General features: G+C 46.5%; 13 protein-coding genes. 5 read left to right on the top strand and 8 right to left on the bottom strand.

What is annotated here, in order from left to right; genetic code table 11:
- Window positions 1-69: 69 nt before the first annotated feature.
- The 7 genes from F752_RS0121165 to F752_RS0121120 all read right to left on the bottom strand — a co-directional run bounded on the left by F752_RS0121165 (window position 70) and on the right by F752_RS0121120 (window position 7419).
- Window positions 70-885 carry a hypothetical protein gene (locus F752_RS0121165; protein WP_152425244.1) on the bottom strand — a complete coding sequence of 272 codons (816 nt, stop codon included), beginning with the start codon at window positions 883-885 and terminating at the stop codon, window positions 70-72.
- An 836-nt stretch (window positions 886-1721) separates the two neighbouring features.
- Window positions 1722-2186 carry a MaoC family dehydratase gene (locus tag F752_RS0121145; protein WP_017733749.1) on the bottom strand — a complete coding sequence of 155 codons (465 nt, stop codon included), beginning with the start codon at window positions 2184-2186 and terminating at the stop codon, window positions 1722-1724.
- Between the two features lie 161 nt (window positions 2187-2347).
- Window positions 2348-3829 carry a hypothetical protein gene (locus tag F752_RS0121140; protein WP_017733748.1) on the bottom strand — a complete coding sequence of 494 codons (1482 nt, stop codon included), beginning with the start codon at window positions 3827-3829 and terminating at the stop codon, window positions 2348-2350.
- Between the two features lie 143 nt (window positions 3830-3972).
- Entirely contained in the window at window positions 3973-4542 is a 570-nt protein-coding gene (locus F752_RS0121135) for a PepSY-associated TM helix domain-containing protein (RefSeq protein WP_017733747.1), read from the bottom strand.
- 168 nt (window positions 4543-4710) lie between these two features.
- Window positions 4711-5106 (bottom strand): NUDIX hydrolase, encoded by a 396-nt coding sequence (locus F752_RS0121130; protein WP_201766076.1) that lies wholly within the window; start codon window positions 5104-5106, stop codon window positions 4711-4713.
- A 155-nt stretch (window positions 5107-5261) separates the two neighbouring features.
- Window positions 5262-6920: a glucose-6-phosphate isomerase gene (gene pgi / locus F752_RS0121125; RefSeq protein WP_017733745.1), complete on the bottom strand. Its 1659-nt coding sequence runs from the start codon at window positions 6918-6920 to the stop codon at window positions 5262-5264.
- 208 nt (window positions 6921-7128) lie between these two features.
- Window positions 7129-7419: a hypothetical protein gene (locus F752_RS0121120; protein WP_017733744.1), complete on the bottom strand. Its 291-nt coding sequence runs from the start codon at window positions 7417-7419 to the stop codon at window positions 7129-7131.
- Window positions 7420-7832: 413 nt separating this feature from the next.
- Here F752_RS0121120 and F752_RS0121110 point away from each other — a divergent pair, with 413 nt between their 5' ends.
- Window positions 7833-9089, top strand: coding sequence for a pyridoxal phosphate-dependent aminotransferase (locus tag F752_RS0121110; protein WP_017733742.1), 1257 nt, complete (start codon window positions 7833-7835; stop codon window positions 9087-9089).
- A 103-nt stretch (window positions 9090-9192) separates the two neighbouring features.
- Here the strand turns inward: F752_RS0121110 and F752_RS0121105 are convergent, their stop codons facing one another.
- Complete coding sequence (locus F752_RS0121105; RefSeq protein WP_017733741.1) at window positions 9193-9438, bottom strand: hypothetical protein; 246 nt, start codon at window positions 9436-9438, stop codon at window positions 9193-9195.
- Between the two features lie 526 nt (window positions 9439-9964).
- Between F752_RS0121105 and floA the strand changes: the two genes are divergently transcribed.
- From floA to hemB, 4 genes are all read left to right on the top strand, one after another.
- Window positions 9965-10867, top strand: a complete 903-nt coding sequence (gene floA, locus F752_RS0121090; protein ID WP_017733738.1) for a flotillin-like protein FloA — start codon at window positions 9965-9967, stop codon at window positions 10865-10867.
- Window positions 10868-11258: 391 nt separating this feature from the next.
- Window positions 11259-11528, top strand: a complete 270-nt coding sequence (locus tag F752_RS0121085) for a hypothetical protein (protein WP_017733737.1) — start codon at window positions 11259-11261, stop codon at window positions 11526-11528.
- Between the two features lie 245 nt (window positions 11529-11773).
- On the top strand, window positions 11774-12007 hold the full coding sequence (locus F752_RS0121080; protein ID WP_017733736.1) for a hypothetical protein: 234 nt from the start codon (window positions 11774-11776) through the stop codon (window positions 12005-12007).
- A gap of 191 nt (window positions 12008-12198) precedes the next feature.
- Window positions 12199-13173, top strand: a complete 975-nt coding sequence (gene hemB, locus F752_RS0121075) for a porphobilinogen synthase (RefSeq protein ID WP_040665007.1) — start codon at window positions 12199-12201, stop codon at window positions 13171-13173.
- The last annotated feature ends 44 nt before the right edge of the window (window positions 13174-13217 follow it).

The raw sequence follows: 13217 nt of genomic DNA, 5'->3' as shown, positions 1-13217 counted from the left end.
TGTTTTTTATATCATGCTGAATTTAAAGTATTTGACCCTCTATTCGTAGAATCAATTCCCGAGTTCAGGTTAATTATAAGAACCACTGCCGCCTGTAATAGTACTGCTAAGCTCTACCTTGCTGCTACCGGGGCATATAAGTGCAGGTTTTGGAGAAATGGCGACTTCAATGGGTGGGTAAAAATATACCCGCACGGTATCGCAGTACGGGATACTGGAACAGACAGCGGTTTGGGAATTGCCGCAAATGGTATAGTCGACGAAAGGAGGAGGGTTGCTATCAGGGGTAACGGTAGTACTGCTACAGCCCGAAGTGCAGCTGAGGTATTTGTTGTATGCTCCGCCGCCGGTAATGTCATTCCAGACTACAGTAGCCGGGTCAAAAGCAATGGGGGCTTCAATAAGCTGGGAGCAACCTTCCGTAACTGCCGCATCGGCTACGGGGGTGTAGGCCGCGATAGAGCGAATGGTAAAGGTATTCTTGGCGCCGCCCGGCATACAGATGGAGAGCTGGTGAGGGCCCGGACCATCGACACAAAGTGAGTCTCCAACAGCTATGCTGGGGCCACAGTCTACCTGGTAAGTCATTACACCGGAAGGAACGGGGCCCGAAGTAATATCGAACTGCAAGCCTCCGGAGAGGGGGTCCAGCGTAATATTAAATTCCACGCATTGCTGGTTAGAGGGAGCCGAGCAGCAGGTTCCATCACGATTAACGTCCGGAGAGGTCCAGCTACCGTTTGGCTGACCCCTAAGGTCTACCTCATAAACAGGCGTTTCATCGCTGCACTGCGCATACAGTGGCTGAGAAAGAAGCAATTGAAGCAGGCAGAAAAGCATAAGCCCAAAGGCGGTACGGAAGAGAGACGTAAAATTTTTTGTCATAGATTACTGGCTAATGAAAAAGCAAATACTCCCGAAGCTATTGGCGCTGAGGATTTGGGAGTGCTCATTCGAAAGAACATAGCAGGTAAATCTATTAAAATTAGAGGCAGGATGGGCGCATAAGCTGTTTTGCTACCTTACAGCAGGAGCCGGAGTATGTAAGGAAAAAGGTTTGTTTGAAGTACTTGTAAAAGAAAATATCCTGTTGATAGGGCCGAACAGAGGAAAGAGAAGGAAAAATGATGAAGATCTTTCAATGAATGGGCTTCTGAAATTATCTGACTTTAGAAGAAACAATTGAAAAAGCAGTTGCTCCCTGGAGAGTTTATCTTGGGTGAGGAGGAGGCGAAGGAAGTTGAGATTTTGCCTCCACCGCCCGTTAGAAAGAGTAGCTTACGGCTGGGGGAAGAAGTAATTTCAGAGCCGGGAAGAAAAATAAGGTTTTGGTATAACTTAAGGTATAACTTAAGGGGCTCACTATAGCCGGATGTTGCTGCCATTGCCTTTCGTTGGAGGAGTTCGCAGCTAAACAGATCATTTTTTGGAAGGTACCAGGTGTTTCACCCGGGCCGGGAATGATGAAGAACACCTTTCCCGGCCCGGAGAGGTTTTAATGATGAAATTAACAGGAGCTAGCTTACATATGTGCCGAAACCAGTAATTTTATTCCTAATACGCAGGTCTTATGCGCCTGTGCTTCTGCTCCTGAAAGCCGTAAGCTGCCGTTGGCTTTTATCTGTAAGGGAAAAAGTCTTCCTTACAGGGGTAGCAGCCTTTTACGTGCTATTTTGTATGCTGTCTTTTTTCCGGAAGGAAACCCTTCCAGTTGGAGGAGTTTAGTTGAAATGATAAAGGAAGGTAATTACTCCTTCATAAGCCGGCTTTTTGCAATCCTTTATTTCCATTTTTACCTGTAGCTGGGCCTTGGTAATTCCGCGCAGGTTTTTTAAGGACAATAAAGTTACCCGCAGGCGTACCTGGCTTCCTACAACCACAGCCTGGTTAAAGCGCAGGCTTTCTATTTCGTAGTTTACCTGCATTTTCACATTGTCAATCTCTACTACCTGCTCCCAGAAGTAAGGAAGAAGTGAGACTGTAAGGTAGCCATGCGCAATGGTATTTTTGAACGGCGATTCAGTTTTTGCCCGTTCCTGGTCCAGGTGAATCCACTGATGGTCGAGGGTAGCATCGGCAAACTTATTGATTTGTTCCTGGGTAATGGTGAGGTAGTCAGTTATACCCATTTCAGTACCTACATATTGTTCAAAGTCTTCGAAGCTGGTAATTTTAATTCGGCTCATGAAAAAATTAGATAAAGTACAAGTTACACCCCTCTGCCTGGCTGCAGGGAATTCGGTTTGGCAAATGTAAGCTCTTTTGCAGTAACAGAAAAGTACATTTTGTCTATTAAAGCAATTAATTCATGTCAAATATCAGCGCTGGCAACAAATAATCTTTTGAATCAGAAGCCTGCGGCTGGCTGTTCCGTTGCCGGCATCGCGCTACTGTGGTATCCCAGCTGGTAAATATTTAGCTGTTCTTCTTTTTTATCGTGGAACACCATCAACCCTCTGGTATAAGAAACGGGCAGGCTTAGTAAATAATTATTTCTGCGGGAATCCAGGTGCTCTATGGCCTCTTCTTCTTTTTCCTGCAGGGCACGCGGGGCTGTGTGGCCCTTTACCTCAAGCTGTTCGTTCAGTAAAACATCAAAATAATACTCAGCGGTGCTGCTTTTACCTGTTCCAAAATAAACAGGCGAGAAAGAGAACGGTGCGCTCACGGAGCCCATAGGAGTGGAAATGGAGCCACCACCCATGGGCATCATCATGCCACCACCATACCCACCGCCGGAAAGCTCGCGGAAGGAACCAAGGCGGAGCGCAACAGCATTTTGTTTTAGCGGTTTGGCATAAACTGCCAGAGTGCCTTTTTGCAGCTTGCGCAAAATTTTGCGGGTTTTCTCCTTTTCTATCAGTATGGGCAAATCATCGCTTTTTCTGAAGCTGAGTCCTCTTCCCATCAGTCCTATTTCCTGGTTACTGTTGTAGTTAAAGCTTTCCAGCTTATTCAGGGAAGGGAAGTGATAAATGCTGAGGTCGATAAAATTCTTGTTGCCGCTAATTTTGTAAAGCCGGTCTTTCAGAATAAAAGTGTTGGTCTTGAAATTTGTTTCTGCAAATGCCGGAGGCAAGGCCTGGAAGGATGAATGGCCTCTCTCGAAATCAAGAGTAAGGATAGCGGTAAAACCGGCGGGTACACCATGGGCACTTTCTTCCATTTCCCTGGTAAGTACGAGTGTTTGCTTGTTAGTGAGGTAGGCTTTTTCCAGCTCCAGCTCTAAGAAGTTGTTTTCCCGGCCGCTGTACACCTGCACAAAGTCTGATTTTCGCATCAAATCGAAAACATCTTCTGAAAGTGGAAATTCCTTTCGCTCGACATTCTTTTCGTCCAGTACTCTTACCAGAATCAGCTTCTGCTCCTGTTTATTCATTAGCAGAAAGTATAGTTCTTCTCTGTCCTCAATGGTGTGCAGGAGCTTCTCTTTCCGGCTTTCGGCCAGTTCAAAATAGCCAAAGCTTGACTCATGCTCTTTCTTTCCAAGACGGTAAGCCTCCAGCCGGTTGTTATCAACTGCATTGTGGAAATAATAAATGAAAGCATCGGGTATTTCTTTTACACCTACCGGCTTTTGATGGTACTCTTTCCCGGGAAAAGTTTGGGTAAGGGATGTAATAATGTTTCCATCGGGGTCGAAGGTGTAAAAGTTACGGGAATCGTTATGGTAAAATGCAAGGCTGTAACAGCCATCCCTGCTGGCTTTTCCGGAAGGGCTGTAGAGGTTTTTATTACTGGTTTTTAACTGACTGAAGAGATTTTGAGCAGGAAGGTTAAAGGTGTTGAAGAGGAGAAGTACAGTCGGAAGTAAAACAACTTTTTTCATGGAGAGAGTAGGCTAAGAAAAGTTTCCGTTTAAGATCCGTAAGATAGGAGGCAAATGTCAAGGAGCGTAGTATATGTAAGAATTCTGTGCTTTTTTTGAATAGCAGGAGGAGGATTAAGAGGACGTCTTGCTCTGTCTGTAGTTTACCGGCTTCGGCGCATCATTTTAGGTCCGTACCATAGCCAGAAGCCGGTAACGGTAAAGGTAAGCAGGGCCAGGCCCATTATGGTGGTGTAGGTTAGTTTTATCCACTCCCCTTCTGTCTCAAAATAATAATCCAGAATGGAGCCGTCGTGGATATTTTCGATAAAATCGGAGCGGCGCCGTTCAATATGCAACAATTCTCCGGTAGCGCCATCGAGCTGTACTCCCCAAAAGTGGTCGACAAACACAAACTTTACCATGCCTTTATCCTTTCGAACATCAATCCGTTCCAGTTCAGGAGATAAGCTGGAAGAAATAGAGTCGTGGAGGATAATAACTGCCTGCTGGTGGAGGCTTTCCAGGGGGAGCCAGTCCTTCAGGTCTGTGGAGGTGCCGGTATAGGACTTGGGCAGAATAGCGCCTCCGCTGTGCTTTTTCCAGCCTAAGAGGAGGCCGGTAACAGAAATAAAAAAGAAAAAAACAAACAGCAGCGCCCCGGTGGTGCGGTGGATCTTTCTGAAGATTCTTAATATCCTGGCTTGTTTCTGCCTGCTGTACTGCTCGCTCATTCCTAAATTTTAGAGGCTGTTATCTTTGGCATTTGATTATTGAAAGGTTAGAGGTCGGACAAAATCCTCTACAATAGCAGCCATAGTCTTACGGATTCTACACTTTTTCTCCGGAGGCAATTTACTAATTTCCAGGAAGGGCATCGGTGTAACGGTTTTAAAGAAGTTTTACTTAATTCTGCCCTTTTCCTTTAGCCGGTCAAAGATAATTTTATCTACCGGCGATATTTTATTTCTGTCTGCATAGGTAAGCCAGGCTACTTCTTCTATTTCCGAACTGGCTTTAATGGTTCCCTTGTAGGAGGCGGAGTAACATTTCATCTTCACTATTACTCCTTCGGGATGCCCGTGGGCCTGGGCCTGAAAGTTGCCTTCAAAAGTTAGAGTGGAGCTTAATAACGCTACTCCTAACTCTTCCCGTATCTCCCGGACCAGGGTTTGTTCATCGCTTTCGCCGGGCTCCCGCTTACCTCCCGGTAGGTACCAGGTATCTTTACCGCGGCTCCGGCTACTTAAAATCCGGTAGTCCCTGATTTCTATCCAGGCCAGTTTATCTATCATCATCCTTTAGCATTCATTACAGCCTTTTCAGAAGGCCAGTTGGAGGACTGCAGCAAATCTTTAATGAAATTCAGGCTAAATGGCTGAGCCTAAATAATATTTTCTGAAGGTGTTCCTCCACACTGCTTTCTTTTTTGGCAGGGTGGAGGAACCTTCAATCAGGGCTGGCTCCTGAAAGCTTTATACTGATTAATAAGGCCGTTGGTAGAGCTATCGTGTGTCTGCACATCTTCTTCATTCTGGAGCTCCGGCAAAATCTTTTTGGCCAGCTGTTTGCCCAGCTCCACTCCCCACTGGTCGAAGCTATATATGTTCCAGATGATGCCCTGTACGAAAATTTTATGTTCGTACATCGCAATCAGGCTGCCGAGGGTGCGGGGGTCAAGCTTTTTAAACAAGATGGAGTTGGTCGGGCGGTTGCCTTCAAAGACTTTAAATGCTTTTAAGCTGTTGATTTCTTCTTCCGACGCCCCCTGGGCCTTCATTTCCGCTACTACCTCTTCTTCTGTTTTGCCGTTCATCAGGGCTTCGGTCTGGGCAAAGAAGTTTGCCAGCAGTTTTGGATGATGGTCGCCGATAGGATTGTGGCTGATAGCTGGGGCAAGAAAGTCGCAGGGTATTAGCTTGGTGCCCTGGTGGATGAGCTGGTAAAAAGCATGCTGCCCATTGGTGCCCGGTTCCCCCCAGATGATGGGGCCGGTCTGGTAGCTTACTGGTTTTCCGTTTCTATCGACCGATTTTCCATTACTTTCCATATCGCCCTGCTGGAAATAAGCAGCAAAGCGGTGCATATACTGGTCGTAGGGAAGCAGTGCGTGCGATTCGGCACCAAATAAATTGTTGTACCAGATGCCGAGCAGGGCCAGGATTACCGGCATGTTTTTCTCCAGCGGAGCCTGTTCAAAATGCTGGTCCATGGCATGGGCTCCTTCGAGTAGTGCCTTAAAGTTTTCGAAACCAAGTGTGCAGGCAATGGAAAGGCCAATAGCCGACCAGAGCGAATAGCGGCCACCTACCCAGTCCCAGAACTCAAACATATTTTTGGTGTCGATACCAAAGTCAGCTACTCCTTTGGCATTGGTCGAAATAGCTACGAAATGCTTTTTAATATGCTCCTCGTCTTTAGCCTGTTCCAGAAACCAGCTGCGGGCCGTGTGGGCGTTGGTCATGGTTTCCTGTGTGGTAAAGGTTTTGGAGGCAATCATAAAAAGGGTTGTCTCCGGATTCAACTTTTTAAGCGTTTCAGCAATGTGGGTGCCATCGACATTGGAAACAAAATAGGCCTTCATGTGGGGCTTCTGGTAGGGTTTCAGGGCCTCCGTTACCATCACCGGACCAAGGTCGGAGCCGCCAATGCCAATATTTACAATGGTATCGATGGCTTTGCCGGTATATCCTTTCCATTCGCCTTTAATGAGGGCATCAGAAAAGTCTTTCATTTGTGCCAGTACCCGCTTTACATCAGGCATCACATCCTTTCCATCGACCAGCACAGGCGAGCCGGACTGGTTCCGTAAGGCGACATGCAGCACTGAGCGCCCTTCGGTAAAATTAATTTTTTCGCCCCCAAACATGGCCGAAATGGCATCTCCCAGCTTACATTCTTTTGCCAGATCCACCAACAGGTGCATGGTTTTGTCGGTAATCCGGTTTTTTGAATAATCGAGGAGAATATCCTCAAAGCGCAGGCTGAGCCGCTTAAAGCGGTCGTGATCATGGGCAAACATTTTTCTCAGGTGGGTATCCTTTATCTGCTCATAATGCTCATCGAGCTTTTCTACCGCTTTAGTGGTGGTGGGATCTATAGATGGAAACATAAAAATGCGTTTTAAAAGTCTAAAAGAACAAATTTAGAAAAGTAGCGCACTTTATGAAATAAAAACTAAATGAATGCTCCTCAGGATGGGAATATCCTGCTTTTGAAAAGTAAGGCCTTTTGCTGTCATTGGAAGGGAAAAAGGCGGGGAATAAGAAGAGCCCCTGAGAAGGGGCTCTTAGATTATTTACTCAATATTCTGGTAATATTTAACCAACCATGCGGAACTGCTTCAGCTCTGCGACAGGACCAATTTGTGTCTTTTTAATGGTAATGCCGGCCATTTTCAGGTGGACCTCTACCGGCGCCAGGTTACGGGTAAATTCTGAACTAATCACTTTGCCATAAAACGCTTTGGCCTCGCTTGATTCACCCCTGTTGAAATACTGGGTCGAGAGCTTTTTGCTGACAGGCAAACCAGGAATTACCTGGTAAGTGGTGCAGATTACCTCGTAAGAAGGCAGGAAGGGTTTAAACACTTTTTTGAATACTTTTTTCATAAGCGCTGTTTTTCATCTTTTCACTAAACTAGGGCTTTCTTTTGTTAATCAAGCAAATGCGCTTTTTGATGCCTCCGGCAAATCATGTTAGTTTTTCTGGCTTTATGGCACTAGCAAACGGGCCTTTCTAGTTATTCTGTAAACTTTTTGTAAGCACATGTTTAGTTGTTGCTGATTGCAGGGCTGCAAGTTTTTTGTGAAAGTTACAGTAAGCGGAAGGCATTATTTTCTGCGGAGCCATCCGGAAGTTGCCACTTTCTGGTACAAAACAGAATAAATGGAGCAGGTAAAAGGAGTTGGCGCAGGCAGCTCCTGAAATCGCTGTTTTCATCCTTTTTATTTCTGTACAAGTAAGCTTATAAGGCTATTGTATTTGAACAGAAGAGCAGCTATGTTTATAAAAATTTTGCTTCATGATTGTCTCTAAAATGGCCGCCAGCCTTATTGGCTCAGAAATAATAAAAATTGGGAATGAGGTCAATGATATGATCCGCAGGGGAGAAAAGATCTGTAACCTTACGATTGGCGATTTCGACCCTGCTTTGTATCCCATTCCGGCCGGGCTTACGACGGAAATAGGCAAGGCTTACCAGGCAGGCCATACGAACTATCCGCCGGCCAATGGGGTAGCTGAGCTAAGGCAGTCAGCCGCCGCTTTTTTAAAGGAGCGGCTGGGGCTGGACTATCCTGCCAATGATTTGCTGATAGCTGGCGGCTCCCGGCCACTCATATATGCCACTTACCTGGCGCTCATCGACCCGGACGATACGGTAGTGTTTCCGGTGCCTTCATGGAACAACAACCATTACTGCCACTTGTCTGGCGCCCGGCCGGTAATGGTCGAAACCCGGCCGGAAAACAACTTTATGCCGACTGCGGCGGATATAGCGCCTCATTTGAAAGGAGCAACCTTGCTTGCGCTCTGTTCGCCACTTAACCCTACAGGTACGGTTTTTAGCAAAGAAGATCTGGCTGCTATCTGCGATCTCGTAATTGAGGAAAATAAATCCCGCTCAGCCGATGAAAAGCCGCTGTACATTATGTACGACCAGATTTACTGGATGCTCACTTTTGGAAATACCCGGCACTTCGATCCGGTAAACCTGCGGCCGGAGCTGCGCGATTATGTAATTTATATCGACGGAATATCGAAATGTTTTGCGGCAACAGGTGTACGGGTAGGATATGCCTTTGGCCCGACCACTGTCATTGACAAAATGAAGTCTATCCTTGGCCACATAGGGGCATGGGCACCCAAGGCGGAGCAGCTGGCGGTGGCCACCTTTCTGCAGGATGGAAAAGCGGTCGATGCTTTTACTAAAGGCTTTAAAGAAAAGGTGCAGCGGAGTTTGGACACCCTCTTTCACGGGCTGAAGGAGCTGAAGAGGAGTGGCTTACCAGTCGATGCCATTATTCCCATGGGGGCGATTTACCTGACGGCCCGTATTGATGTGCTTGGCAAAACCACCCCGGATGGAAAGGAACTCCGGACTAATAAGGATATTACCAGCTATCTGATTCAGGAGGCGAAATTGGCCATCGTGCCATTTGGTGCATTTGGTACCAGTGAACTGTCGCCCTGGTTCAGGATGTCGGTGGGGGGAGCTTCGCTGGAATCCATACAGGCGGCCCTGCCCAGGCTGCGGGAAGCTTTGCACCAGCTGAAGTAAGGCATAGTTTAAAATTATAGAGGGAAGCCGGACGCTGAAGAGTGTCCGGCTCTTCGGTTTTTGGGAGGAGTAGCTAGAAATACCTCCACGGTAATAGTTAGGGTTAACCAGAAGCGGCCTTTATTTTCTGCAGGAGTTCTTCCTCGGAGGTATCGTTTATCCAGGTTTCCTCCAGCCGGAGGCGTACACTTTTTGCTCCGCCCGTGGGGGTGCAGACGACCGCTACTTTATTATTTTTGTCTGTTGCCATTCGATCAGCCTCTTCTGCTTCTTCACTCCCTGGCCCTCCATACGCTTGTACGCAGGTCCAGCGGGTGCCATTCTGGTCTGTAAGTTCACGTTGCTGCATATCATATTTTATCTCCGGTGAAAAATTCTTCTTTATGAGTATCAGGTTTAATTACGTAAAAAACCGGCTTTAGATAAGGATTTCTCCTGGCTCCTTTTTTAGTGAAACCAGAGAGTGCTACAGGGCTGTCCTTTTCCGGTCTTTTGAGTTGCATGTTTTCCTGGGAGTAACTCGCATTTTTATTTTGCCTGATTGAACGTTTGTCCACGTATTTAATGTATATTTCCTAACACTAACCCACTACGGAAATGTCAAAAGAAAAAAGCACAATAAAAGAAAATAAGAAGGAAGCCATGAAAAGCCTGAAAGAGAAACGTGCCGATAAAAAGGCGAAGAAAGCAGCGAAAAGAGATTAATCTCCGGGTATTTTCCATCAGGCACTACAGGAATGGGGCTTTAATGTCATTACCAACCCTTTAAAGCACTTCTGCTTTGCAGGGTTGGTACTGGCAAAAAAAGGCACAGCTAAAAGTATTCGCCTGTACCTGTTTCTATCAGCGCCCTTCTACTTTTTTAATTATTCTAAATGGCTGAATACAGCACCATCATTCTCCTGGCAGCCATACTGCTGGCCTTACTGGTCTTTTTGTACTTTATCCCGCTGAACCTCTGGATTACCGCCCGCTTTTCAGGGGTGCAGGTTGCGCTTAGCAAGCTTATTTTTATGCGTATCCGCCGGGTGCCGCCGGGGCTTATTGTGCAATCCATGATTCTGGCAACTAAAGCAGGCATAAAAGAGATATCCACTGACCAGCTGGAGGCCCATTACCTTGCGGGTGGAAATGTAAGGGCGGTAATCAAAGCACTTATTGTAGCGGATAAAGCCAATCTCAATCTCCACTTTAAGCAGGCTACGGCCATCGACCTTGCCGGGAGGGATGTGCTCCAGGCCGTACAGGTTTCCGTAACTCCCTATGTAATTGTAGTGCCGGCCATAACCGGTGTTTCGGTCGATGGTATACAACTGGTGGCGGTAGTGAGGGTAACGGTGCGGGCCAATCTACAGCGGCTGGTGGGCGGCGCTGGCGAAGACACTATTATGGCCCGTGTAGGGCAGGGGATTATTTCCACTATCGGTATGGCAGGCGGCTACCAGGTGGTGCTTGAAAACCCGAATAAAATTTCTCAGCAAGTGCTGGAGAATGGTCTGGATGCAGGTACAGCTTTCGAAATCCTTTCTATCGATATTTCCGATATGGACATCGGGAAAAATATTGGAGCCGAGCTGAAGATCGACCAGGCCAATGCGGATTTGCGGATTGCTAAAGCCAAAGCTGAAGAAAGGCGATCAATGGGCGTAGCGCTGGAACAGGAGATGGTGGCAAGGGTACAGGAAGCGCGCTCTAAAGTAATACAGGCAGAGGCCGAAATTCCTTTTGCCATGGCTGGCGCTTTTAAAGTAGGCCGGCTGTTTGGAAACAGAAAATAATAGTAAAGAGCCCCCTGTTCCTTCTTTTCTAATGCTGATGGACGTAGAGCAATTACCTGTATTTCTGGTTCAGGATAGGAGATGGCTGTCCTGGGTCTAAACCCTTCGAAATTTTCAGGTTAAGCTGCATATGCCATTCAAGCTTTTTGGCCGATAAGGGAAGCCCGCGTCAGTTGTTTCTTCGATATAGCTCCATTATTATCCTGGTTTCCGCTCAGGCCTTTCCCGCTTTTGCTTTTAGAGCGGTTCCTGCTTAACGTTCTGTATATCAGTGAAATAATTTTATATTTTTAGCATGAAAGAGAGGTGAATTTTCCGAACATTTGTTAAAACCCTGCGTTCAGATTGACAGATAGAGAAATAAATTTTTCAAACTAATTTAAATGCAATCATGGAAAGAACAACAGATTTTAAAGACAGACCCGCAGTAAGTTATAACACAGAACATAATGAAGGAAAAGTAGCGACTGCTATTGAACACCAGACGGCCAAAATACCTTCCGATGTATACCTCTGGGCATCCTTAGGTTCTATGGCGGCATCTTTAACTTTAAAAATAATGGGTAAAGACAAGACTGCGCTGTTTGTTGGCCAGTGGGCACCTTCTTTTTTAATATTAGGGCTCTACAACAAATTAGTAAAAGTGGAAGGGCATGATTAATGAGTGCACCCACTTTTTAATAACCTAAATAAGAATCCCTTGTCAGCTTCGACATATGGTTCAAATTACTTTCGGCAAGTGCTCACCAGCATTGGCCGAAAGTTTTATGGGGTCCCCTTCAAGTTAAACAGGAACCTGCTCGTGTAGGTGAGAAGAAAAACCTTCTAACCCATGCCCTGTTACTAAATTAAAAAGAACCGGGGCAGAACTGGCTGTCTCTGCTGTTTACACTAACCAAAAATGTTATGGCAAAAATAGAAGTAGAGAAAGATAGTAATGGAAAATCAACCTGGAAGTATGTACTTATTGGCCTTCTGGTAGTGGGGGTGATAGTTCTTTTATACTATGGATTTTTCCTTGGAGAAAATGAGGCTGTAGAAGGGGTGGAAGATCCGGCAGTAATTGAACAGGGGATTTCCCAAAGTTTAAAGCCCTTCCTCATAGAGGAGCTGAGTGAAAAAAGGGCAGCAAACGTTTAGGTTGGAAAAGGACGGGTAAAAGAAAAAGCTCCTACTCTTTTTGCTCATATGCTCTTTCTCAAATATTCTCCTTTAGATAAAGAAGAATACTAGCTGGCACCTTCTTCATTTTCCTGTCCCGTCTGCTTTTCGGCTGCCCGATTTTGCCTTACCTTTGACGTGCAAAAGCGAAGAATTTAACCGTAGTTTATATGCTCAGAAGACCCAGAAGGAATCGCAAATCGGCCGCCATTCGAGGGATGGTCGAGGAGACCCGCCTCCATGTTAACGACCTTATCTTTCCTGTTTTTTTGATTGATGGCAAAAATGAAAAAGAGTCCATCAGCTCCATGCCAGGTATTTATCGCTACAGCGCCGACCTGCTTTTAAAAGAAATGGAGGAGTGCCTGAAATTAGGTATCCGCACCTTCGACCTTTTCCCCCGCCTGCCGGAGAGTGTTAAAGATCCCCTGGCCATTGAGGCCACCAATGAAAACGGATTATACCTGAGTACCCTTCGGCGGATTAAGCAGGAGTTTCCCGAGGCCTGTATCATGACGGATGTCGCCATGGATCCTTACAGCTCCGAAGGGCATGACGGCATTGTGCGTGATGGCAAAATCCTCAACGACGAAACCCTGGAAGTGCTGGCGAAAATGGCCGTAGCGCAGGCTCGTGCCGGTGCCGACATCATTGGCCCCAGCGATATGATGGACGGGCGGGTAGAAGCCATACGGGAAGCGCTTGACGATGAAGGTTTTCAGGAGGTAAGTATTATGAGCTATACCGCCAAGTATGCCAGCGCCTATTACGGGCCCTTCCGCGATGCCCTGGGCTCGGCTCCAAAATCCGGCGATAAAAAAACTTACCAGATGGACCCGGCCAACCAGCGCGAAGCACTGGTGGAAGCAGATTTGGATGTGGCCGAGGGAGCCGATTTTTTAATGGTGAAACCAGCGCTGGCTTACCTGGATGTAATTAAGCTTTTAAGAGACAACTACGAGCTGCCTATTGCTGCCTATAATGTGAGTGGCGAATACTCCATGATCAAGGCCGCTGCCCGGAATGGCTGGCTCGATGGCGATAGAATTATGTTGGAGACGCTTCTGAGTATTAAACGGGCAGGGGCCAACATTATACTTACTTATTTTGCCAAAGAGTTTGCCCTGCTGCAGGCCGGGAAATAAGTTTACTGAAATTAGTGCATGCAGGAGAGGCTATCCAGGCAGGG

Origin of the sequence: Nafulsella turpanensis ZLM-10, assembly GCF_000346615.1 — a bacterium.
Lineage (GTDB): Bacteria > Bacteroidota > Bacteroidia > Cytophagales > Cyclobacteriaceae > Nafulsella > Nafulsella turpanensis.
Note: the sequence above shows the minus strand (reverse complement) of the source record. Positions and strands in the feature narration are given on the sequence as shown.